The 22,344-nt window shown below is 64.3% G+C and carries 25 protein-coding genes and 1 tRNA gene; 7 read left to right on the forward strand and 19 right to left on the reverse strand.

Features of this window, described 5'->3' with window-relative positions:
• Positions 1–14: 14 nt before the first annotated feature.
• The 5 genes from G3572_RS06145 to G3572_RS06165 form a co-directional block, all read right to left on the reverse strand.
• Positions 15–818 carry a glycosyltransferase family 25 protein gene (locus G3572_RS06145; RefSeq protein WP_164609741.1) on the reverse strand — a complete coding sequence of 268 codons (804 nt, stop codon included), beginning with the start codon at positions 816–818 and terminating at the stop codon, positions 15–17.
• Positions 815–1,942: a hypothetical protein gene (locus tag G3572_RS06150; RefSeq protein ID WP_164609742.1), complete on the reverse strand. Its 1,128-nt coding sequence runs from the start codon at positions 1,940–1,942 to the stop codon at positions 815–817. The genes G3572_RS06145 and G3572_RS06150 overlap by 4 nt, the downstream gene beginning before the upstream one ends.
• A 37-nt stretch (positions 1,943–1,979) precedes the next feature.
• Positions 1,980–3,008 carry an N-acetylneuraminate synthase family protein gene (locus G3572_RS06155; protein ID WP_164609743.1) on the reverse strand — a complete coding sequence of 343 codons (1,029 nt, stop codon included), beginning with the start codon at positions 3,006–3,008 and terminating at the stop codon, positions 1,980–1,982.
• Between the two features lie 61 nt (positions 3,009–3,069).
• Positions 3,070–4,185: an acetoin utilization protein AcuC gene (locus G3572_RS06160; RefSeq protein ID WP_164609744.1), complete on the reverse strand. Its 1,116-nt coding sequence runs from the start codon at positions 4,183–4,185 to the stop codon at positions 3,070–3,072.
• Positions 4,182–4,721: a glutathione peroxidase gene (locus tag G3572_RS06165; protein WP_164609745.1), complete on the reverse strand. Its 540-nt coding sequence runs from the start codon at positions 4,719–4,721 to the stop codon at positions 4,182–4,184. Before G3572_RS06165 ends, G3572_RS06160 begins: the two co-directional genes overlap by 4 nt.
• Before the next feature lie 237 nt (positions 4,722–4,958).
• On the opposite strand from G3572_RS06165, the gene G3572_RS06170 reads away from it, so the two are divergent.
• Together G3572_RS06170 and G3572_RS06175 are read left to right on the forward strand one after the other, a co-directional pair.
• Positions 4,959–5,459: an NUDIX hydrolase gene (locus tag G3572_RS06170; RefSeq protein ID WP_164609746.1), complete on the forward strand. Its 501-nt coding sequence runs from the start codon at positions 4,959–4,961 to the stop codon at positions 5,457–5,459.
• 58 nt (positions 5,460–5,517) lie between these two features.
• Complete coding sequence (locus tag G3572_RS06175; protein WP_164609747.1) at positions 5,518–5,949, forward strand: DUF1178 family protein; 432 nt, start codon at positions 5,518–5,520, stop codon at positions 5,947–5,949.
• A 105-nt stretch (positions 5,950–6,054) separates the two neighbouring features.
• On the opposite strand, the gene G3572_RS06180 is transcribed toward G3572_RS06175, so the two are convergent.
• Together G3572_RS06180 and G3572_RS06185 are read right to left on the reverse strand one after the other, a co-directional pair.
• Positions 6,055–8,376, reverse strand: coding sequence for a Tex family protein (locus G3572_RS06180; protein ID WP_164609748.1), 2,322 nt, complete (start codon positions 8,374–8,376; stop codon positions 6,055–6,057).
• 176 nt (positions 8,377–8,552) lie between these two features.
• A tRNA-His gene (locus G3572_RS06185) sits at positions 8,553–8,629 on the reverse strand.
• Between the two features lie 153 nt (positions 8,630–8,782).
• On the opposite strand from G3572_RS06185, the gene G3572_RS06190 reads away from it, so the two are divergent.
• The gene (locus tag G3572_RS06190) at positions 8,783–8,998 is read left to right on the forward strand and encodes a DUF6324 family protein (RefSeq protein WP_164609749.1); all 216 of its coding nucleotides are present in this window, start codon (positions 8,783–8,785) and stop codon (positions 8,996–8,998) included.
• Here G3572_RS06190 and G3572_RS06195 read toward each other — a convergent pair.
• The 9 genes from G3572_RS06195 to G3572_RS06235 all read right to left on the reverse strand — a co-directional run bounded on the left by G3572_RS06195 (position 8,979) and on the right by G3572_RS06235 (position 15,044).
• Positions 8,979–9,443, reverse strand: a complete 465-nt coding sequence (locus G3572_RS06195; protein ID WP_164609750.1) for an MmcB family DNA repair protein — start codon at positions 9,441–9,443, stop codon at positions 8,979–8,981. The two genes, G3572_RS06190 and G3572_RS06195, sit on opposite strands and share 20 nt — an antisense overlap.
• A gap of 357 nt (positions 9,444–9,800) precedes the next feature.
• Entirely contained in the window at positions 9,801–10,646 is an 846-nt protein-coding gene (locus G3572_RS06200; RefSeq protein WP_164609751.1) for a DUF481 domain-containing protein, read from the reverse strand.
• A gap of 197 nt (positions 10,647–10,843) precedes the next feature.
• Positions 10,844–11,161 carry a hypothetical protein gene (locus G3572_RS06205; protein ID WP_164609752.1) on the reverse strand — a complete coding sequence of 106 codons (318 nt, stop codon included), beginning with the start codon at positions 11,159–11,161 and terminating at the stop codon, positions 10,844–10,846.
• Positions 11,162–11,270: 109 nt separating this feature from the next.
• A complete protein-coding gene (locus tag G3572_RS06210; protein ID WP_164609753.1) occupies positions 11,271–11,675 on the reverse strand; it encodes an META domain-containing protein in 405 nt (134 codons plus the stop codon).
• Between the two features lie 37 nt (positions 11,676–11,712).
• A complete protein-coding gene (gene nusB, locus G3572_RS06215; protein ID WP_164609754.1) occupies positions 11,713–12,201 on the reverse strand; it encodes a transcription antitermination factor NusB in 489 nt (162 codons plus the stop codon).
• Positions 12,198–12,698 (reverse strand): 6,7-dimethyl-8-ribityllumazine synthase, encoded by a 501-nt coding sequence (locus G3572_RS06220; RefSeq protein WP_164609755.1) that lies wholly within the window; start codon positions 12,696–12,698, stop codon positions 12,198–12,200. The genes nusB and G3572_RS06220 overlap by 4 nt, the downstream gene beginning before the upstream one ends.
• Before the next feature lie 3 nt (positions 12,699–12,701).
• Positions 12,702–13,793 carry a 3,4-dihydroxy-2-butanone-4-phosphate synthase gene (gene ribB, locus G3572_RS06225; protein ID WP_164609756.1) on the reverse strand — a complete coding sequence of 364 codons (1,092 nt, stop codon included), beginning with the start codon at positions 13,791–13,793 and terminating at the stop codon, positions 12,702–12,704.
• 103 nt (positions 13,794–13,896) lie between these two features.
• Positions 13,897–14,451: a hypothetical protein gene (locus G3572_RS06230; RefSeq protein ID WP_164609757.1), complete on the reverse strand. Its 555-nt coding sequence runs from the start codon at positions 14,449–14,451 to the stop codon at positions 13,897–13,899.
• Positions 14,448–15,044 carry a riboflavin synthase gene (locus G3572_RS06235; RefSeq protein WP_164609758.1) on the reverse strand — a complete coding sequence of 199 codons (597 nt, stop codon included), beginning with the start codon at positions 15,042–15,044 and terminating at the stop codon, positions 14,448–14,450. The genes G3572_RS06230 and G3572_RS06235 overlap by 4 nt, the downstream gene beginning before the upstream one ends.
• Before the next feature lie 153 nt (positions 15,045–15,197).
• Between G3572_RS06235 and G3572_RS06240 the strand changes: the two genes are divergently transcribed.
• The 3 genes from G3572_RS06240 (at position 15,198) to G3572_RS06250 (ending at position 19,784) form a co-directional block, all read left to right on the forward strand.
• Positions 15,198–16,490 carry a capsule polysaccharide biogenesis protein gene (locus G3572_RS06240; RefSeq protein ID WP_240335414.1) on the forward strand — a complete coding sequence of 431 codons (1,293 nt, stop codon included), beginning with the start codon at positions 15,198–15,200 and terminating at the stop codon, positions 16,488–16,490.
• Positions 16,491–16,579: 89 nt separating this feature from the next.
• Positions 16,580–17,722 carry a polysaccharide biosynthesis/export family protein gene (locus G3572_RS06245; protein ID WP_435530952.1) on the forward strand — a complete coding sequence of 381 codons (1,143 nt, stop codon included), beginning with the start codon at positions 16,580–16,582 and terminating at the stop codon, positions 17,720–17,722.
• Positions 17,700–19,784: a capsule polysaccharide biogenesis protein gene (locus G3572_RS06250; protein WP_164609759.1), complete on the forward strand. Its 2,085-nt coding sequence runs from the start codon at positions 17,700–17,702 to the stop codon at positions 19,782–19,784. Before G3572_RS06245 ends, G3572_RS06250 begins: the two co-directional genes overlap by 23 nt.
• On the opposite strand, the gene G3572_RS06255 is transcribed toward G3572_RS06250, so the two are convergent.
• The 3 genes from G3572_RS06255 to G3572_RS06265 all read right to left on the reverse strand — a co-directional run bounded on the left by G3572_RS06255 (position 19,781) and on the right by G3572_RS06265 (position 21,046).
• Positions 19,781–20,278, reverse strand: coding sequence for a MarR family winged helix-turn-helix transcriptional regulator (locus tag G3572_RS06255; protein ID WP_164609760.1), 498 nt, complete (start codon positions 20,276–20,278; stop codon positions 19,781–19,783). The two genes, G3572_RS06250 and G3572_RS06255, sit on opposite strands and share 4 nt — an antisense overlap.
• Positions 20,279–20,357: 79 nt before the next feature.
• On the reverse strand, positions 20,358–20,636 hold the full coding sequence (locus G3572_RS06260; protein WP_240335415.1) for an FAD assembly factor SdhE: 279 nt from the start codon (positions 20,634–20,636) through the stop codon (positions 20,358–20,360).
• Complete coding sequence (locus G3572_RS06265; RefSeq protein ID WP_164609761.1) at positions 20,633–21,046, reverse strand: helix-turn-helix domain-containing protein; 414 nt, start codon at positions 21,044–21,046, stop codon at positions 20,633–20,635. The genes G3572_RS06260 and G3572_RS06265 overlap by 4 nt, the downstream gene beginning before the upstream one ends.
• An 88-nt stretch (positions 21,047–21,134) precedes the next feature.
• Between G3572_RS06265 and G3572_RS06270 the strand changes: the two genes are divergently transcribed.
• The gene (locus G3572_RS06270) at positions 21,135–22,337 is read left to right on the forward strand and encodes a pyridoxal phosphate-dependent aminotransferase (RefSeq protein WP_164610030.1); all 1,203 of its coding nucleotides are present in this window, start codon (positions 21,135–21,137) and stop codon (positions 22,335–22,337) included.
• Positions 22,338–22,344 lie beyond the last annotated feature (7 nt).

A 22,344-nucleotide genomic window follows, 5' to 3' on the forward strand; every position in this document is an offset into this window, starting at 1 on the left:
AGAATACACGTGGTTTACCTGTCAGATCGGGTGCAACCGGGGGCCGGCGGAGTTATGATGCGGCCTAGCAGCAGATGGCTTCCCTTCGCGATCAGGGCGCCAAGCCGGTTCTGATACACCCGTGGCCTGCGATACCAGGGGAACTTCTTCACCTCTGCAAAGCCGCTGCCGGTGATAGTGCTCTGGTTGCCATCATCGACATGGCTGGGAAAGGGCTGCAAGGCGAAATGGCGGAAATGGCGCAGGTCGATGCGGTCGAGGGCGTGATCGATGGGGCGGCGGATGGGCAGAAGGGCGGGCAGGAGGTCTTGCGCGCAGGCCCTTGTCACGAGATAGGCCCCCATGCCGGTGAAGCTGCCGACGAAGGCGTTCAGCCGGTAAGCGCCCAGCGCGCCCTGCCCCACCGGAAACTTGGCGCGGATCTTGTTCAGCTTCAGCATGTCCCAACGATCGGCATGGGCCAGCGCCAGATCGAGGGCGGGCAGGAAATCATCGTGGAACACCACATCATCCTCAAGCACAAGCGCGGCTTTGTGCGGTGAGGCGAGCAGCGCCTGCCAGACCCCCAGATGCGAATGGTAGCAACCGATTTCGCCCGGCAGCACCTCGCGCCCGACATTGGCGCGAAAGGCGGGCAGATCGACACTGGATTTTAGCCGCTCCCACTCGGCCCGCCCGTCCACCGCGTCAAACAGGGTGTAGTCCAGCCCGAGCGCCTGCAACTGCGCGACCATGCGCGCCCGGCGGTCGGCAGAGCGCGGCAGGTTGATGAGCCAGATGCCCAGATCGGCCCGGGTGAGCGCGGCAGGTGGGGTCATGACGGCACCGATTCCGCCAAGCCGCGCATGAGCATGGCCTGCGTGGCGGGATCTTCGATCATGGCGGCATAATCGTTGTGCATGCGTTCATACTTCCATGAATTCGAGATGTTTCGGCAATGGAGGAAGAAAAATTCTCTGCGGTTGACGAAGGGCATCCGCTTGAAATTCCTGACTCCATGCACCTTGAGCCCCTGCCGCGCCGCCAGCCCGCCCGGCCGCAGGCAATATTTCGGCGGACAGGAGGCATCGTTCGGCAGGGCCAGCGTATGGTCGATGTGGCGCACCTCCGTCGGGCCGGGCCGGGCATAGCGCCATTGCCCCGAGGCCATGACGATGCCATAGGGCGCCGTCTCGACCGCGTCAAAGATCGCATCTCCCCGTGCCGAGAAGATGAGTTCATCCACGTCGACATTGAGCATGGCGCGTGCATAGCGCAGGGACTGCATCCAGAACGCATTCAGGAAGGCGGTCTGCACGAATTCGCCATAGGTGGAATTTGTGGCGGTCGCCATGTCCGGCCCATAGCGGAAGGGCGCCTGCACAAGCTGCGCGGCCTTATAACCTGCAACCGCGCCGAGTGTCGCGCCAAGTGCGCCTGCGTCATAGGCCGTGCTCGCATTGTCGACGAACAGGACGGCATCTGCCTTGTGAAGCCGCTGATACCAAAGCAGCCAATCCCTGATCCAGGGCAGGTCATTGTTCTTCGACATGGTGTAGATCACGCGCCGCCCGGCAAACCGCGCCGGGTCGCAGGCGGTGACGGGCATCGCGGACTGCGTGCCATCGACGGTCATGGTCAACATGGCCCCGGTCGGAACACGATCAAAGACCAGCCGGTCAAACTTGTCCGCATGGCTGAGGCGCGGTGCGGACAGAGGCGCGCCATCGATGGAGAACTGCGCCCGCCGGACGAGAGGGGCAAAGTTGAGCAAGGGCGGGGCGAAGACATGCAACTGCCGCGTCGCCGCGTCATGGAGGGCGATGTAGAAGAGCGTGGTGGAGTCATATCTTTCCCAGAACGCGTCGGACAGGACCGTGGCGCGCGGCGGCGCTTCCCGGCGCAGCCCGAGGGCTGCGGGGATCGTCAGCCCGGAAACGGCGCTGACCCCGGTTTCAATCATGGCGCCGTCCGTGAGGCGCGACGATGCAGCCCCGACATCACGCCAGATCGCTCCATTTCAGTTGCGTGTTGCGCGTCACCGCGCGGGTGAGGCGTTTGCCGAGGACCTTGTCGAAATCATAGCCCGCGATCTCGCCCGAACCGGGGCGGCGGGCCCAGATGTCTTGCTCGCGGATCACATGGCCTTCGGGCAGGTCGGCATCGGCCACCACAGAGGCGCGGGCGAAACGGTAGACGTCTTCTTCCGGCGCCGAGCGCTGTTTGGGATTGTTCGCCGCGATCCAGATTTCGCGCGAGCGGTCGATCAGGTGGCGCAGTTCCGACGGGTCCATCGAGTTGATGATGTCGGGTCCCTTGCGATAGCGGGTGTCGGTGTAATGCCGCTCGAGGATGCAGGCGCCCAGTGCCACGCTGGCCAGCGCCATCTCCGGCCCGATGGAATGGTCGGAGAAGCCGACGACGGCCTTGGGAAAGGCCTTGCGCAGTTCGGTCACCCCGCGCAAGGAGACGATCTCGGGCGGCGAAGGGTAAAGGTTGGTGCATTCGAGCAGCGCATACTCCACGCCCGCCGCGTCCAGAATGGCGACGCTGGCGCGCAGGGTTTCGATCGTCTGCATGCCGGTCGACAAAATCACCGGCTTTCCCTTGCGCGCGATGTGGCGGATCAGCGGCAGGTTGTCGGCCTCGCCGCTGCCGATCTTGTAGGCGGGCACGTCGAGACTTTCGAGATAATCCGCCGCCGCACGCGAAAAGGGTGTCGAAATCCAGATCAGGCCGAGGGATTCGGTGTAGCGCTTGAGTTCGGCCTCCTCCTCGAGACTCAGCGCGCAGCGCTCCATCACATGCCAGATGGAAACGTCGGCATTGGGCGGGAAGATCGACTTCGCCTCGTCGGTCATCTCGTCTTCGAGGATATGGGTCTGATGCTTGATCATCTCGCACCCTGCCCCTGCGGCAAGACGCACCATCTCTTTGGCTACCCCGAGATCGCCGCCGTGGTTGATACCGATTTCGGCGATCACCAGCGGCGGGTGGTCGGGGCCAATCTCACGGGAGCCGATTTTCATGGGCGCAGTCCTTGCAAGGGGTTTGCCCTGATCTACCGCCCGCGCCCGCCCAAGGGAAGCCCTATGCCCGCAAGCGCCCCGCCAGATGGGCGATCCTTGGCCGCAACTCGGCGCGCAGGGGGCCTTCACGCGGCGGGTCGAGCAGCGTGGTGAGCAGATGCGGCGCGGGCGGGGGCCGCCCGCCGCCGCCCCATGACAGTGCGCCGAGCACCGCCTGTGCCTCCTCGGGCAGCCGGTCAGGGATCTCGTAACCGGCCAGCGCCGCCCAGAGGGCCGTCCAGCAGCGCCCCACGCTCCACGGATTATACCCGCCGCCGCCGAGCAGCAAAAAGCGCGGGGCAAGTGGCAAAAGCGCCAAAAGCACCTCGACATAGGCACGGTTGGACAGAGACAGCCGCGACAGCGGGTCTTCGTCCAGCGAATCCGCTCCGGCCTGAAGGATGATGACGTCAGGGCGATGCGCCTGCACATGGGGCAGGATCACCCCGTGCAGCACCGCGCGCATTTCGGTGTCGTTCAAACCGCGCGGCAGCGGCAGGTTCACACAGTTGCCGCCGCCGTCATCCTCCAGAGCACCGGTGAAGGGCCAGCGCCCCTCTTCATGGGTGGAGATCAGCAGGGTTTCGGCATCGCCCGCAAAGCCGTGCTGCACCCCGTCGCAGTGATGGGCGTCGATGTCGATGTAGACGATACGGGACAGTCCCGCGCGGCGCAGCGCAAGGATCGCCAGCACCGGATCGTTCAGATAGCAAAACCCGTTCGCGCGGTCGGGCAGGCCATGATGCGTGCCGCCGCCCGGCACATGCACCGCAGGCGTGCCGGAGGCGAGCAGTTCTGCCGCGAGCATGACGCCCCCTGCCCCCGTGGCAGGCCGCGAATAGACCTGCGGAAACACAGGATTGGACAAGGTGCCCAGATGGTGCAGCGCACGCACGCTGTCGGTCACGCTGCCCTCTGCCTCGGCGCGCTGCAGGGCGGCGACATAGGCGGGCGTGTGCCACAGGGTCAGCGCCGCAGGCTTGGCGCGCGGGCTGGTGCGGTATTGCGCGGCAGACAGCCAGCCCAGAGCGCGGCCAAGGTCGATCACGGTGGACACGCGCGGCACCCGCAGCGGATGCGCCGGACCATAGGACGAGCCCCGATAGATGCCGGACCCGATAAAGAGCGGAACGCTCACCGCAGCAGCGTCTCGATCTGGCGTGTGATCTGGGCCGATGTCGGCTTTACCGCAGACCCCCAGGTGCCGACCACCTCACCCGCGGGGCCGATCAGCACCTTGTTGAAGTTCCAGCCGGGGGTGAACCCCTGCTCGGCCGCAAGCCAGCGGTAGAACGGGTGCACATCGGGGCCGCGCACATGGGTGATGTCGGTCATTGCAAGCGTCAGGTCAAAGCGCAGCGCGCAATACTCCTTCACCGCCTGCGCATCGGCCAGTTCCTGGTTGAAATCATCCGATGGCACCGCCAGAACCAGCAGCCCGCGCGGGCCGTATCGCTCATGCAGCGCCTGAAGGTCGTCAAATTGCCCGGCAAATCCACAGAGCGAGGCTGTGTTGACCACCAGAACGGGCCGCCCCCGCCAGTCATCGAGCGAAATGAGGCCGCCGTCAATCGAGTCAAAGGCAAAGCTGGGGGCCGAAGCAAAGGCCGGAGCGCGCGCCGCAAGCAAAACGAGCGCACTGCCGATGCCCGCCAAAAACACTCTCCGCTGCATGTGCTAGCCTCCCGCCTCTCTTGCGCTCCATTTAGTCTTGCCCGTCAAAAGGTCAAAGCCCGTAACACCCGAAATGGCCAGATGCCGGACAATCGGGCAAAGACTGGCCCGCTCGGCCTCGGCAGGGGTGACAAACGGTGCCGGAACGCCAATATAGGGCAAAAGGAAAGCAGCGGCCGCCCGCCGCGCGATCCTGCGACACCACCGACTGCGGGCAGACAAAAAGAAAAAGACGATATGAAACCCTCGGCCCCCGATCAGTTCGACCTCGCCACGCGCAAGAAAAAGCCCGCCGAGCAATGTGCCGCACTGTGTTGGCGGATGCATCGCGGCCATGTGCAGGTGCTGCTGATCACCAGCCGCGACACGGGGCGCTGGATTGTGCCCAAGGGCTGGCCCATCTCGGGCAAAACCAGCGCCGAAACCGCCGCGATCGAGGCCTGGGAAGAGGCGGGCGTGCGCGGCGCGATGGACGCCGATCAGCCGCTTGGCATTTACGGCTATGACAAGATCCGCACGCCGCGAAAGGCAATCCCCTGCCGCGTCAGCGTGTTTGCCTTGCGCGTCGCGATGCTGGCGGAGAAGTTTCCCGAGCGCAAACAACGCCGCCGCAAATGGTTTGACGCGCGCAAGGCCGCCCGCAAGGTGGCCGAGCCCGAACTGCGCAGCCTGTTGTCCGAACTGTGCCTGACCGGCCAAACCCTTACCCGCGCTTCGGGCGACACGATCCCGACTTGAAATCGCGCACGCGGTTGTTAGCTGTGGCAAATGAACTGTCCTTCTTTCCGGCTTGCCCATGATCCGTTACAGCCTCAGATGCGCGCAAGCGCATGATTTCGAAAGCTGGTTCCAGTCCGCGCAAGCCTATGAAACCTTGCGCGGGGCAGGTCATGTCACCTGCGCGGTCTGCGGCTCTGCCGAGGTGGACAAGGTGCTGATGGCCCCTGCCGTGCGCCCCTCTCGCGCGGCGTCCGCCGCACCAGCCCCGACCCTGTCAACGCCGCAATCGGAAAAGGAACAAGCCCTCGCCGCATTGCGCGCACAGGTGGAAGCAAATTCGGAATATGTCGGCATGAATTTCGCAGCCGAGGCGCGTGCCATGCATGATGGTATCGCCCCCGAGCGCGCGATCTATGGCGAGGCGCGCCCCGAAGACGCCAGAAAGCTGATCGAAGACGGCGTGCCGGTCGCCCCCCTGCCCTTCCTGCCCCGACGCAAGGCGAACTGACAGGCGGGGCGCCTTGCGCGCCTGTCGGACGCCTCCGGCGGGAGTATTTGGGAAAGCAGCAAAGCTGGCACAGCATCCTGGATTGCTGCTTTCCAAATACTCATCTTATTTCCCGAACTTGCCCCGCAGGGCATCGGCAAAAGGATTGGCGCTGTTGCCTTGGGGGGCGGCGTGCATCGGCAGCGGCTTGCCGCGCGGGGCGGGTTTTTCAGACCGTTCGGCGGCGCGTTCGCGCGCCGTTTCGCGGGCGTCGCTGCTGTCCTTGCGCATGGTGAGGGCGATACGTTTGCGGGCAGCGTCCACCTCTACCACGCGCACCTGCACCACATCGCCTGCCTTGACCACCTCGTGCGGGTCTTTCACGAAACGGTCGGCAAGCTGGCTGACATGCACCAGCCCGTCCTGATGCACGCCGACGTCGACGAAGGCACCGAAGGCGGCCACATTGGTCACGGTGCCTTCCAGCATCATGCCCGGTTTCAGGTCGCGGATCTCGTTCACGCCTTCGGTAAAGGTGGCGGTGCGGAAGCTGGGGCGCGGGTCGCGGCCCGGCTTTTCCAGTTCCGACAGGATGTCCTTGACCGTGGGCAGGCCGAAGCGGTCGTCGATGAACTGGCGCGGGTCCAGCTTTTGCAGGGTGGCGGCATCGCCCATCAGGCTGCGGATGTCGCGCCCGCAGGCGGCGGTGATGCGGCGGGCGACATCATAGGCTTCGGGGTGGACCGAGGACGCGTCGAGCGGCTCCTTGCCCCCGGCGATCCGCAGAAACCCTGCCGCCTGTTCAAAGGCCTTTGGCCCCAGCCGGGCAACCTTGAGGAGTTCGCGCCTTGTGTTGAAGGGGCCATTGGCGTCGCGGTGGGCGACGATGGCTTCGGCCAGCCCCGGACCTACGCCGGAGACGCGGGCCAGCAAGGGGGCGGAGGCGGTGTTCAGATCGACGCCCACCGCGTTCACCGCGTCTTCGACCACCGCTTCCAGCTGGCGCGCGAGGCGGTGCTGGTCGACGTCATGCTGATACTGGCCGACACCGATGGATTTCGGTTCGATCTTCACCAGTTCGGCCAGCGGGTCTTGCAAACGGCGGGCGATGCTGACCGCGCCGCGCAAGCTGACGTCCAGATCGGGGAATTCCCTGGCCGCGAGTTCCGAGGCGGAATAGACCGAGGCCCCCGCTTCGGAGACGATGACCTTGACCGGCTTTTCCGTGCCGGGCAGGACCGCGAGCAGATCGGCAACCATCTTTTCCGTCTCGCGGCTGGCGGTGCCGTTGCCGATGGCGATCAGTTGCACCTTGTGCTTGGCGATGAGTTGCGCGAGCGCCACCTGTGCGCCGCGCAGGTCGTTCTTGGGCTGGAACGGATAGACCGTATCGGTGGCGAGCACCTTGCCCGTGGCGTCGATCACCGCGACCTTGACCCCGGTGCGGATGCCGGGGTCCAGCCCCATCGTCGCCTTGCCGCCTGCGGGGGCTGCAAGCAGCAGATCCTTGAGGTTGCGGGCAAAGACGTTGATCGCCTCGGCCTCGGCGCGGTCGCGCAATTCGCCCATCAGGTCCAGCGTCAGCGAGGTTTTCAGCTTGATGCGCCAGGCCCAGCTTGCCGCCTCGCGCAGCCAGACATCGCCCGAACCGCCCGAGCCTGCCGACAGTGCCGCGCCACAGGCCAGTTCCGCCGGACTTTGGCCGCGCGGGGCATCGGCATCGGTTTCCAGATCGAGGGTGAGGAAGCCCTCATTGCGCCCGCGCAGCATGGCCAGCACGCGGTGACTGGGCGCGGTGGCCCAAGGTTCTTCATGCGCGAAGTAATCGGAGAATTTCGCGCCCTCGGTTTCCTTGCCCGCGACAGCCTTGGCCGACAGGCGCGAGACCTTTTTCATGTGATCGCGCAGGCGCCCCAGGAGGGCTGCATTTTCCGACAGGCCTTCGGCGATGATGTCGCGCGCGCCTTCCAGCGCCGATTTGGCATCTGGCACCGCCTCGTTCACATAGGCGGCCGCAAGCTTTGCCGGATCGGCGGCGCGGTCGGCCAGAATCGCCTCGACCAGCGGTTGCAGACCGTTTTCGCGGGCGATCATGGCCTTGGTGCGGCGCTTGGGCTTGTAGGGAAGGTAGATGTCTTCCAGCTCGGCCTTGGTGCCAGCCTTGGCGATCGAGAGGGCCAGCGGGTCTGTCATCTTGCCCTGTTCGGTGATCGACGAGAAAATCGCCGCGCGCCGCGCCTCCATCTCGCGCAGGTAGACCAGCCGGTCCGCCAGAAGGCGCAGCTGCGAATCATCAAGACCGCCCGTCACCTCTTTGCGGTAGCGGGCGATGAAGGGCACGGTTGCGCCTTCATCCAGCAGCGCCACCGCCGCAGTCACCTGCGGGGTCTGGGCGTTGATTTCGCTGGCGATGGTTTGCGCGATGCGGCGGGTGGTATCTGGCGTCATGATGGCGTCCCTTTTCGTCGGACGAAGACCATAGCCAAGCCGCAGGAGGAGGGAAAGGGCATGCCCCGCCGCAGGGCGCGCGCGGCACTGGCGGCGGCGGCTTTGCGCGCGGCACAGTGGCGCGGAAAAAAGAAAAGGCCCCGAGGGGCCAATTTTAGACAAATCTTTTGGTTATATGGTACCGACTCCCCGGCTCGAACGGGGGACCCCCAGATCCACAATCTGGTGCTCTAACCAACTGAGCTAAGTCGGCACTTGGGGGCGATGTAACGCCCCTTTTGGCAGATTGCAAGCAGGGTTTGGCGCAAATCTTGTAGGCAGGCGGCGTGCGTTCCGCAGGGCGCGGGCGCTTGCGAAAGCAGGCAAAGGGCGCTAGGGCAAAGCCTGCATCAATTTGGGGGCCTTCATGGGCATCGACAAGGAAAGCGACATCGCCGCAAACCTTCAGATCGGGCCGACTTCGGCCGGAATGGTTCGCATCTATATCGAGGCCGATGGCGGCATCGAACTGCCCCTCGATTTCGAGCCGGAAGAGGCCGAGGAAATCGCGGAAGAATTGCGCGCCGCGGCAGAGGCGGTGCGCGCGATGGGAACGTCCAAGCCTAAGCCCAAGCGGAAATAGCACCCGCCGGATCGCGCAGGGCCTGCAGGCGCAAGGCGGCATGACGGGCAAAGCCCTGCACCACGGCCTTGCGGCGCGCCCCGGCCAAGGGGGTTTCCGGCCCCATGCGGACCACTTCGGCGCCATAGGCGTCGGCAAGGATCAGCCCCGAGTCGGGCGGCAGCAGTTCGGCTGGAAAATCGGCATCCACCGCCCAGAAGAAACGGTCACACCACGGCAGGTAGTTCTGCCACTTTCTGTCGGCCTGAAAATCGGCGCGGCAGGATTTGCATTCGATGACCCAGACCTGACCCTTGGGACCAAGCGCCATCAGGTCCACCCGCAATCCGGGCGCGGGCACGAGTTCTTCGACGGTGACAAAGCCCATGTCGCGCAGGGCGCGCGCGACCCCGCGCGCAAGGCGCTGGCCGGGCATGGCGGGCAGGATTTCGGTGTTCAAGTCCATGCCCGTAGTATGAATAAAACGTGAACATCTGGCAAGGGGAGGCGATGCCTGCCAGAGCGCATCGCGCGGCCAAGATGGTTGGCCCCCTTGCCGCGCCGGCCAAGCGCGCCTACATGTGAGGACGGCGGGTGCTGCTCTTCGCGTGCTGGGGCTTTTTTCCAGTGGCCGATAAGCAAACGAATGGATGCTGGCTCTGGCAAGATCCTGGTCTTGTTACCTGGCGCCCACCTGAGACCTCTGGCTCTCGGGAAACCATGCCACCCACGGTCGCTGCGGGCCCGCCACCTTTACCAGACGGCAGACACGAAAAAGGGGCGGATTACTCCGCCCCTTCTCGGCTGTGTGGGGTTTTCCGGCTCAGAAGCCGAACACCAGCGAGACGCCCAATTTGTTGTCCGTCTTGATCGCACGGCTGTCGTTATACTCGGTCAGATAGCTGACGCGGGTCGAGATCGTGTCGGTCATCTTCACGTTCAGACCCAGATCGTTGTTTGCACGCAGAGCCGAGTTGGATTTCAGAACGTCGGTATCATTCGTCACGAAGAAGTTGTCGTTGATGCGGTAGAAGAACCGCGACGCGGCCAGATAGCCGGTCTCCGTGGTCGAATCGCGCGCGCCATCCTGCAGATAGCTGACGCCGATACCCGCCTGCACCCGCCAGGTCATGTCGGGCGTGTTCACGACGCGGTAGCCCGGACCGAAGCCGAGGAAGCCATCGCGGCGCACGTCATCTGCGGTCGAGGCCAGACCATCTGTCTGCAAACGCGCAAGGGCGAAGGCATAGAAGTTCTGGTCGAAGTAGTAGTTCGCGTCATAGACGGCGAACACGTCTTCTTTCGTCGCGGTGTTGTTCGACTCGGAGAAGTCGAGCGCCGCGCCGAGGGTCTGGACAAATTGCCCTTGGGCAAAGCGCAACCGCACGCCTGCCGAAAAGTCTTGCGACTCGTTGTTGCCCGTCTTGCCGGAATAGCCCAGCGACGCGCTGCCGCTCAGACCGGGGCGGAATTCCGGATTGCCGAAGCGTGCGACATCTTCGGCACGAGCCAGATCATCCGCGACGTTCTCATTGATGTCGTCGATCCGGTCATTGACCGACTCGACGCCCGTGATGGCGACCTGTGCCACGGCGGCAGGCGCAAATGCGACTTGGGCGGCGGCAATGGCCAGCACGCCGGCACCAAGGGTGCGGAGTTTGACTGTCATCAGTATTTCCTTTTCACACACACCGGCCTCTCTCGTGCCGGTCGCGGAGGAAACGCATGAACAGGGTATATGTTCCCCCACCTCACCCTTCTGTTACCCCGCGTGAGGTGACCTTGGGTCAACCAACCCTTTGGCGGGATTAGAAAAGTGTCCCATGACACATCTCGGGCGGGGCGGGTGTGCCTCGCGGCGAAGGGTCAGCGGCGCGGGGCGGGCTTGCGGGCGGGCCGGGCGTGGACGCGCACCGGAACGGGTTCCAGACGCAGGCGCGGGCCACGCGGCGGGGTGTCGTCCGGTTCCGCCATGCGCATGATCGCAATCGCGAACTGCACGCCGGCAAAGACGACGCCGTTGAACATCACCAGCATCAGCGCAGCGACCCAGCCCATCGGCGCTTGCAGGATAAGGCGTTGCAAACCCCCAACATCAAGCCAGACGACACCTGCGACAAAAGCCGCCGCGATGGCAAATCCGATGGCGACATTCACAATATAGAGGCGGATGAGTTTCGGCATGATGCTCTCCTGATCGCGCTGCAAAGGTAACGCGTCCGTGGCAAAGGGAAAGGTCCAATTCGCCGCAGGTCCGTGCAGGCTGCTCAAGGAGAAACGCAGCGCGAGCCGATCAGTTCATCGGGCGCACGAATTCCATGCTGCCGCCCTTTTCGCCTGTCAGCAGAAGCGTGGTGGGGCCGGTCACTTCGGCGCGAGTCATTTCGGCAAGCGCAGCAAACAGCGCAGATTCGGCGGCAAGGTCAGGGCAGGCCATGCGGGTGGCACGAAGCGGACCGGCACGGAACTGCGGCAAGGGGCCCTCATAGCTGCCGGAAAAGCGGTTGCACGGCCCCTGCCCCGAAATTTGCCCTGCGGTGTTCAGGTCAATCGTGGCGCTTGCCGTAAAGGGCTGGCCGTTTATGGCCACAAGTTTCCATTCAATCGCGCGGTAGGCGCCGGGCACATCCTGTGCGAAGGCGGGCAGACAGGCGGCGAAGGTCGCGGCAAGCGCGGGAATGAGGCGGGGCATGGTCATCAGGCTCCTGTTCATGGCGGACACGTCCCGAGACCTATCACAACCCTTGGGGCTTTGCCTCATGCGCCATGTGATCGAGCACCGCGTTGACGAATTTGGATTCCTTGCCATCGGGGAAGAAGGCTTTGGCCACGTCGACGAATTCGGTGATGACCACCTTGGGCGGGGTGGCCATTTGCGTCATTTCGGCCCCTGCCGCGCGGAACAGGGCGCGCAGCACCGGATCGATCCGGTCGATCGGCCATTTGGCGACAAGCGCGCGGTCGGTCATCTGGTCGATCAGGGCCTGATAATTCACCGCGTGATCCACAAGCGCGCGGAAGTGATCGACATCACCTTCGGCAAACTCGCCCTCGTCATAGGTCGCGCCGAAACGATGCACCTCGAACTCGCGGCAGACCGCCTTGATGGTCTGGCCCGAGACTTCCATCTGGAACAGCGCCTGCACGGCGTAAAGCCGCGCGGCAGAGCGCATCTGCTTTTTCTCGGCGTTGCTCGGCTTGGAGGCCGATCTTGACTCTGTCATGCGCGGAATCCGATCCCTTTCGTCTGGCCCGCCCATTTGCGCGAAAGCGCGATCAGGTGCAAGGCCGCCGCAGCGGCACCGCCGCCTTTATTCTGGCCCGCCGGATCGGCCCGCACTTCGGCTTGTGCACGATTCTCGACCGTAAGGATGCCGTTGCCGATACAGGCCCCCTGAAGGCCCAGAAGGGTGATGGCGCGGCTGCTGTCGTTGCAGACGGTATCATAATGCGTCGTCTCGCCGCGGATCACGCAGCCAAGCGCGACATAACCGTCGTATTTTGCCTGCCGTTCGGCCATTGCGATGGCGGTCGGCACTTCCAGAGCGCCCGGCACTTCCACCAGATCAACCTCGGCGCCGCAGCTTGCGGCAATGGCGCGCGCGCCTGCGACCATGTTGTCGGTGATATCCTTGTAATAGGGGGCCACCACGACGAGCAGCTTCACCGGGCGGTCAAACGCGGGAAGAGGCAGGGTGTAATGCGATTCATGCGCGGCCATCTGTCACTCCGTGATGCGGCGGGTGCCGGTGATCGACAAACCGTAGGCATCAAGGCCCACGACTTTCGGTTGCGGCGAGTTGGTGAGAAGGGTCAGATCATGGATGCCGAGCGAGACAAGGATCTGCGCGCCGATCCCGTATTGGCGCAGCGTCTGTGGCGAGGCTTCGGCGTCTGACGTCAGCTTCATGTTGAGATCGCGCAGCAGCACCAGCACGCCGCGCCCTTCCTCGGCGATCATGCGCATGGCGGCGGCAAACTCGCTGGTGCGCCCTGCCCCGCCAAGGCCGACCACATCAAGCAGCGGATCGAGCGTGTGCATCCGCGTCAGCACCGGACCGGGGGCGGCGATATCGCCCTTGATCAGCACCACATGCTCGGCGCCTTCGGTCACATCGGTGTAGATGCGCAAGGCCCAGTCACCCCCGAATTCCGAGGTGACGCTGCGCTCTTCGCTGAGTTTCACCAGATTGTCGTTGCGGCGGCGATAGGCGATCAGGTCGGAAATCGTGCCGATCTTCAGGCCGTGCTTTTGCGCAAAGACCACCAGATCGGGCAGACGGGCCATCGTGCCATCGTCGTTCATCACCTCGCAGATGACGCCCGACGGGTTCAGCCCCGCAAGGCGCGCCACATCGACCGCCGCTTCGGTATGGCCCGCACGCACCAGAACCCCGCCGTCACGCGCGCGCAGCGGGAAGATATGTCCCGGCGTCGCGATGTCTTGCGGCCCCTTGGTCTGGTCGATCGCAACCGAAACGGTGCGCGCGCGGTCGGCAGCGGAAATACCGGTGGAAATGCCGTCGCGCGCTTCGATGGAAAGGGTGAAGGCCGATGCGTGGCGCGACTGGTTCTTCGGGCTCATCGGTTGCAGGCCGAGTTGGTCGACACGGTCCGCCGTCAGCGCAAGGCAGATCAGGCCACGGCCATAGGTTGCCATGAAGTTGATGGCCTGCGGCGTGCACATCTGCGCCGGGATCACCAGATCGCCCTCGTTCTCCCGATCCTCGTGGTCGACCAGAATGAACATGCGCCCGTTGCGCGCTTCATCGATGATCTCTTCGACAGGAGAGATGGCGGCGGAATATTGGGTCATGGCAAGGTTCCTGAACGCGTTTGAGAGGCTTTAGCGCGAGCGCAGGGCAAAAGCCAGAGCCGGGCGGCGCAGATGGCTTGTGCGCAAATGGCGCATTCGGCCTTCAGCGCGCGAAATAGCGTTCTGCCGGAAGGTATCCAGCCAGACGGCCCGCGACGCACCATTCCGCCTCCAGCCCGTGATCGCCGACCAGCAGCACGGCATCGGACGGGGTTTTGCCCAGCGCCGCGCGCAAGCGGCCCCGCGCCTCGGCAAAGCTGGCAAGGAGAGGCGGGGCGGCATGGCACTGCGCCAGCACAGGGGCCGCCTGCGCCAAGGCAGCGGGGGGCAGCGGCGGCACCGCCAACCCGATCATTCCCGCAGAGCCGAGGGCGGCGAGTTTGGCCGCGCGATCCGCTGGCAGGGACTGGCCCTCGCGCAGGACGCGCAAGGCATTTGAGGAAAACAGGAAGGCCACCAGATCATGTCCGGTGCTGGCGCGGATACCTGCATAGGTCTTGTAATCGAGACCGAGCTCTGCCGCCCGCCGGACCCGCAGGCGCACGACCTCGAGCGGAAGGGTCGGCAGGAGCCGCGACCGCGCTGCCCGCCAGCAATGGCTGCGCCATGCAAGCCCCGTCATTTCGGGGCCGCCGTTGTGGCCGATGCCTGCGGTCATTCCCATTCGCGCAGGCGGGCCACGTAGCGCGCCATCGTATCCACCTCGAGATTCACACGGTCCCCCACGGCGACATCGCCCCATGTCGTGGCCTTCTGGGTGTGCGGAATGAAGTTGATGCCAAAATCGGTGCCATCCACCTCGTTCACGGTGAGCGAGGTGCCGTTGAGCGCGACCGATCCCTTGGGCGCGATGAAGCGCGCCAGATCGCGGGGGGCGCGGAAGGTCACGCGCAGGCTGTCCCCCTCCGGCACCACCGCCACCACCTCGGCCACACCGTCGACATGGCCGGAAACGATATGCCCGCCCAACTCGTCGCCCACTTTCAGCGCGCGCTCCAGATTGACACGGGTGCCGGCACGCCAGCGCGACAGGTTGGTCTTGCTGACGGTTTCCGCCGAGATCTGCACGTCATACCAGTTGCGCGGCGCAGTGCCGGTGGCAATGACCGTGAGACAAACCCCGTCCGATGCGATGGAGGCACCGATGTCGATGCCCGCCACATCATAGCGCGTGCCGATGCGGGCCCGCAGGTCGCCCTGCTGTTCGACCTCCAGCACTTCTCCGATATCGCTGACGATCCCTGTAAACATGGCGGCTCTCCTTTGCCCCAATGCCTAGCCTGCACCAAAAGCCTGCGCAAGGTCGGACAGAAATTGCCTAAAAATCGCCGTGCTTTGACCGTTTGGCTTCGCTAAGGGTTAATCTCGCCGGTGGAATGCTTCCGGCAGCACAGACCGACGGATATGATGCGCACAACCGGAGAAGATCGCCGTTTCCTGTTTTTGCAAGGCCCGCACGGGCCCTTCTTTCACCGTCTGGGCAAGATGCTTCAGGCGGCGGGGGCGCAGGTCTGGCGGGTGGGCTTCAACCGGGGCGACTGTGCCTTCTGGCCCAGCAATGACAGCTTCATCGCCTTTCGGGAGCCTGCGGCGCTCTGGCCAGACCGCATCGCTGGCCTGCTGCAAGAGCTGCGGATCACCGATCTGGTGCTTTATGGCGATACGCGGCCCATTCACGCGCAGGCGGTGATGGCGGCCAGGGCGGCGGGGGTGATGGTGCATGTGTTTGAGGAAGGCTATCTGCGCCCGCATTGGGTGACCTATGAACGCGGCGGGGTGAACGGCCATTCGCGCCTCATGCAGATGAGCGTGGCCGAGATGCAGGCAGCGCTTGCCAAGGCCGAGATGGACCAGCCGGAGGCCCCGGCGCGCTGGGGCGACATGCGCCAGCACATCTTCTGGGGCGCGCTGTATCACTGGTTCGTGCTGACCGGGTTCTGGGATTTCCGCAACTTCCGCCCGCATCGCAAGCAAACCGTCTGGGAGGAGTTCCTGCTTTATTGCAGGCGGCTCGTGCTGCTGCCCTTTCACCGCTGGGAACGGATGATCGCGCAGTTCCGCATCAAGCACGGGGGGTTTCCCTATCATCTGGTGCTGTTGCAACTGGAGCATGACGCCAGTTTCCAGATGCACTCACCCTTCAAGACGATGGCCGAATTTCTGGCGGTGGTCGTCGAGGGGTTTGCCAAGGGCGCGGCGGCGCATCACCATCTGGTGTTCAAGGCCCACCCGCTGGAAGACGGGCGCGCGCCGCTGAAGGCGGAAATCCGGCGCCTGTCGCGCCTGCACGGGATAGAGGGGCGCGTGCATTTCGTGCGCGGCGGCAAACTGGCAGCGCTTCTCAATCACGCCCGCAGCGCGGTGACGGTCAATTCCACCGCCGGACAGCAGGTGCTGTGGCGGGGCATGCCGCTCAAGACCTTCGGGGCGGCGGTCTATGCCAAGCCGGAGTTTGTCTCGCACCAGCCCATCGCGCGGTTCTTCTCGCGCCCGCATCGCCCCGACGCCCGCGCCTATCGCGATTATCGCCACTATCTGCTTGAAACCAGCCAGATTACCGGCGGGTTCTACAGCGCCCGCGGGCGGCGGGAGGTGTTGCGGCAAGTGGTCGATATGATGCTTTCGCCCGAAGATCCGTATGACGCACTGGTTTCGGGAAGCGCGGCACCAAGGCAACAGTTGCGGCTGGTGAACTGACGCCGGAACGCGGTGCTGGCATTTTCTCAGTTCATTCTTTACACTTGCAGGCAAAACTTGAGGCAAATCCAGTCAAAGGAGCCCGAGCAGTGAAAGTGCTTGTAACCAAAGGGGCGAAAGCCCTTTGTCTTGTCGCGTTGATGGCGACCACGGCGGCTTGCGGCCTGCCGCGCTCTGGCCCGAACAAATCAGAAATTTTCAAAGGTTCGGTGATGAAGGAAGGCGACGCCTTCATCGTCACGGTGAACCAGCGGGTGACGCGGGCGACGGCGGTGATGCCCGCCTTCGGCTTCTCCTCCAGCTTCCTGAACGCGGGCGTGGTGGGGTCGGATACGATCAACCCCGGCGATACGCTGGCGCTGACGATTTTCGAAAACGTGCGCGACGATCCGCTTCTGGGCAATACGGGCCAGCGCGTGAGCGCCCTTGAAGAAGTGCAGGTCGACGGTCAGGGCTTCATCTTTGTGCCCTATGCGGGCCGCATCAAGGCCGCGGGCCAAACGCCCGAAGGGCTGCGCAGCGCCATCACCCGCAAGCTGGATACCCAGACACCCGACCCGCAGGTGACCGTGGCGCGCGTTGCCGGTGACGGCTCGACCGTTTCTGTGCAGGGCGCGGTGGGTGCGAATGGCGTCTATGCGATCGAGCGGCCCACCCGCAACCTGTCGGCAATGATTGCCCGCGCGGGCGGGGTGGCGATCGAGCCGGAGGTTGCGGTGATCCGCGTCACCCGTGGCCGGCATACCGGAAAGGTCTGGTTGCAGGATCTGTATTCAAATCCCTCGCTGGATATTGCCCTGCGTCCGGGCGACAAGATCGTGGTGGAGCGGGACACACGGGCCTTTGTGGCGCTTGGCGCGACAGGCACCCAGAACCGGGTGCCGTTCGAGACGCAGACCCTGTCGGCGATCGAGGCGATTGCGATCGTGGGCGGGCTGAACACCAACCTCGCCGACCCGACCGGGGTTTTCGTCTTCCGCAACGAGCCCGAAGCGATTGCCAATGCAGTGCTGGGGCGCAACGACCTGCGCGGCGACCAGCGCATGGTTTATGTGCTGGACCTTACGCAGCCGACCGGAATGTTCGAGGCGCGTGACTTCATCATACGGGATCAAGACACGGTCTATGTGACAGAAGCACCCTTTGTTCAGTGGCAAAAGACGCTGTCGGCGGTCACCGGCACGGCGGGCGCGGCCAGCTCGCTTACCGATGTGGGCTCTGGCGGCAGCTGAGGCAGGCTTGGCAGCGCAACCTGAAGTCGACCGCAAAGCCGCCGGGAAGAGTCCCCGGCGGCTTTATCATTACAACGCAGGCTTTTTGCGTGACCGGCGCCTGCGTCGCATTTTGGCGCTTTGCGGTCACGAGCTTGCGCTTGGGCTGCCCGGTCCGGAGGACGGGGTGGTGGTCTGGGGCCGCAGCCCCTATGCGCAGCGGGGGGAGGCTGTCGCCGCGCGGCGCGCCGTGCCCCTGATCCGGTTGGAGGATGCCTTCTTGCGCAGCATCCGCCCGGGCCGGCAAGGCGGGGGGCGTCTCGGGCTGATGATCGACCCGCTGGGAGTGCATTTCGATGCGTCGTCCCCGTCGCGGATCGAGCAGATTCTGGCTCAGGACCACTTGGACGATTCAAACATTCTGATGCGCGCCCGCGACGGGATAGGCCGATTGCGGACGTCAGAACTGTCAAAATACAACATTCACGATCCGGCGCTGCCTTTGCCAGCCCCCGGCTATGTGCTGGTGGTCGATCAGACGCGCGGCGATGCGTCGATCCGCCACTCGGGGGCCACGGCGCAAAGTTTCAAGCAGATGCTGGCCGCCGCGATGGACGCCCACCCTACCGCGCGTATCGTGATCAAGACCCATCCCGAAACCGTCCTCGGGCTGCGCGAAGGCCATTTCTCTGACGCCGATGTCTCGGATCGCGTGTCGCTCTTGACTGCGCCGGTATCGCCCTATCCGCTGCTGGAAGGGGCGATTGCCGTCTATACCGTATCGTCTCAACTGGGGTTCGAGGCCATACTGGCCGGTCATCGGCCGCACGTTTTCGGTCAACCCTTCTATGCGGGCTGGGGGCTCACACGGGATGCCGCCCCCCTGCCCCGGCGCGGGCGCAACCTGACTAAGGTGCAGCTTTTCGCAGCGGCCATGATCCTTGCCCCGGTCTGGTATGACCCGTGCCGCGACCGATTGTGCAGTTTCGAGGAAGCGCTGGACCAGCTTGAAGCCGAGGTGCGCGCCTTTCGGGAAGACCGTTTCGGGCATGTGGCGGTCGGCATGCGGCTGTGGAAACGCGGGCGCTTGCAGGCGGTGTTCGGGCAGGAAAAACCGCTGGTGTTCCGCGATACGGCCAATGCGCCAAATGGCAGGGGGGTTCTGGTCTGGGCGGGCAAGGAAGCCAGCGTGGAAGGCGTCGCAGAGGTGCCGGTGCGCCGCGTCGAGGATGGGTTCTTGCGCTCGCGCGGGCTCGGGGCCGATCTGGTGCCGCCGCTGTCGCTGGTGACGGATGATCTGGGCATCTATTACGACCCGACGCGCGAGAGCAGGCTCGAGCGGCTGATCCTGTCCCCGCCTCCGCCCGGCGGTTTGGCGCGCGCCGCGCGGCTGCGGGCGCGGTTGGTTGCCCTTGGCCTGACGAAATACAACCTGCAAGGCCAGACCCCGGACTTGCCCTCGGGCCACCGCATTCTGGTGCCGGGACAGGTCGAGGATGACGCCTCTGTCCTGAAGGGGGGCGGCGATGTGCGCAGCAATCTTGGACTGCTGCGGGCGGCACGGGCCGCACGGCCGGACGCCGTTCTGATCTACAAACCACACCCCGATGTCGAGGCAGGTCTGCGCCCCGGCGCGATCAGCCCGCAGGATTTGCAGGGTCTGGCCGATGTGGTCGCAAGCAAGGCAGAGCCGGTGGCGCTGATTGCGGCCTGCGACGAGGTGTGGACGCTGACCAGCCTGCTTGGGTTCGAGGCCCTGTTGCGCGGCAAGCCTGTCACCTGTCTGGGCGCGCCGTTTTACGCGGGCTGGGGCCTGACGCGCGATCTGGGGCCGGTGCCGACACGCAGGCTGCGCGGGCCGGATGGCAGCCTGCTGCCACGCCCGACGCTTGACCATCTGGTGCATGCGGCGTTGATCGCCTATCCGCGCTATTATGATCCGGTCAGCCGCCGCCCCTGCCCGCCCGAGGTGGCGATCGACCGTCTGGCGGCGGGCGATCTGCCGCATCCGGGCTGGGGCAACCGCCTTTTGGCCAAGTTGCAAGGGCGGCTCGCCACCCATGCGCGGCTTTGGCGACGTTAGTAGATGTAGCGGATCTGGTCGGTCCAGAACCGCTCCAGCCGTTTGAGGGAATGGTTCACGTCTTCCATTCCGGCGGCGTCGATCACCGCCTTGCGCAGCAGCACATCGGCATGGCGCGCGAAAAGATCGTTCAGCACCGCACGCACCCGCCGCCCCTTTTCCGTCAGCCGCACACGCACCGACCGCCGATCCAGCTCGGAGCGTTGATGGTGCATATAGCCGAGTTCGACGAGTTTCTTGAGATTGTAGCTGACATTGCTGCCCTGATAGTAGCCACGGCTTTTCAACTCGCCCGCCGTCACCTCATTTTCGCCCACGTTGAACAGCAGGAGCGCCTGCACCGAATTGATTTCCAGAATCCCCAGACGTTCAAATTCATCCTTGATCACATCCAGCAGCAGGCGGTGGAGCCGTTCGACCAGCGCAAGGCTTTCGAGATAGCCGACCGTCAAAAGCTTTTGCGAGCCATCCAGAACCGGGGTCTGTTGCGTCATCCGTGATCTCCGCCTTGTCAAAACAGGGGCAGAATCAGCACAAACCGCAAACATTCAGTAAACTCGCACAGGTTTTTGCTCAAACCTTACGCAATCTGTCCCGCGCAAAGGCCGTGATCTGTGCCAAGAGCGCAGCGATTTCCGGCTTTGGCTGGGCCTGATTGAACAGGCAGGCCATCAGGTCCTGATCGCTTTCGGCCAGAAGGAGTTCGTATGTCTCAAGCTCTGCCGCTGTCAGAGCGTCAAGGTGGGCATCTGCCCAAGGCCCCAGCACCAAATCCATCTCTTTCGTGCCACGGCGCCACGAGCGCATCTTCATGCGCTTCAGGCGGCTTTCCGGCGTTTCGGTCGTGATCATTCTGCCTCCACCTCTTGGCGCCGCATCAGATGATGCAGCCGCGTTTCCATCTGCCCCAAATCCTGTGCCAAGGCCAGCATCTGCGCGCGCATCCGTGCCAGATCGGACAGTGCCTCGAGCGTGGCCGCATCATGCGTGCCGGGTGCGGAGGGCGCATCCAGCCCGTCACCCAAGCCTGTGAGCAGCCAGCGGATCGACACGTTCAGCATGCCCGCCAACATCTGGAGGCGGTTCGCGCGGGGCTCGGATGCGTCATCCTCCCACGCCTGCACGGTTGTGAGCCGGACGCCGAGCCGGAGCGCCAGATCGGTCTGCGTCAGGCCCGCGGCTTCGCGCGCGCCTGCCAAACGATCGCCAAAGGTGGCAACTTCTGCCGAAAACCATGATGCTGCTGTGTCTTTTTCCGCCATCTTGCCTCTCCTGTCGGTGATATCGCTTGATCGGGTTCGAGGGCGACCATAAGAGCAATGGCCGGAAATGACAAACCAGGAGCCGATGATGCCCTTCCTGTCCGACACGCTTGCGCGTGTGAAACCCTCGCCCACCATCGCAGTCACCACCAAGGCGGCGCAGCTGAAGGCGGCGGGCAAGGATGTGATCGGGCTTGGCGCGGGCGAGCCGGATTTCGACACCCCGCAAAACATCAAGGACGCGGCCAAGCGCGCCATTGATGCGGGCCGTACGAAATACACGGCGGTGGATGGCATCCCCGAGCTGAAGGCCGCGATCTGCGCCAAGTTCCTGCGCGAAAACGGGCTGACCTATACGCCGGCGCAGGTAACGGTGGGCACGGGCGGCAAGCAGATTCTGTATAATGCGCTGATGGCCACCTGCAATCCGGGGGACGAGGTGATCATCCCCGCGCCCTATTGGGTCAGCTACCCCGATATGGTCCTGCTGGCGGGCGGAACGCCTGTGCCTGTCGTGGCGGGGATCGAGACGAATTTCAAACTGACGCCGGAACAGCTGGAAGCGGCGATCACGCCGAAAACCAAGTGGTTCATCTTCAACAGCCCGTCAAACCCGACCGGGGCCGGATATACGCGCGACGAGTTGAAGGCGCTGTGCGAGGTGCTGCTGCGGCATCCGCAGGTCTGGATCATGTCGGACGATATGTATGAACATCTGGTCTTTGGCGATTTCCAGTTCTGCACCCCTGCCGAGGTGGAGCCCGCGCTGTATGACCGCACGCTGACCTGCAATGGCGTGTCGAAGTCCTATGCGATGACCGGCTGGCGCATCGGCTATGCGGCAGGGCCGGTGGCGCTGATCAAGGCGATGGGAACCATCCAGTCGCAATCCACGTCGAACCCCTGTTCGGTCAGCCAATATGCCGCGCTGGAGGCGTTGACGGGACCGCAGGAGTTTCTGGCCGAGAATTGCAAGCTGTTCGAGCGTCGGCGCGATCTGGTGGTGTCGATGCTGAACGAGGCAAAGGGTGTGACCTGCCCCAACCCCGAAGGCGCGTTCTACGTCTATCCTGACATTTCGGGCTGTATCGGAAAGGCAACCGCGGGCGGCACCGTGATTACCAATGACGAGGTTTTCGCGACCGCCCTGCTGGAAGAGACAGGCGTGGCCGTGGTCTTTGGCGCGGCCTTCGGGCTTTCGCCAAACTTCCGCGTCAGCTACGCTACCGCAGACGAGACCCTGCGCGAGGCTTGCGCACGGATACAGGCCTTCTGTGCCGCATTGACCTGAGGAGCTT

It is taken from the genome of Pseudotabrizicola algicola, assembly GCF_010915705.1.
GTDB classification, from domain to species: Bacteria; Pseudomonadota; Alphaproteobacteria; order Rhodobacterales; family Rhodobacteraceae; genus Pseudotabrizicola; species Pseudotabrizicola algicola.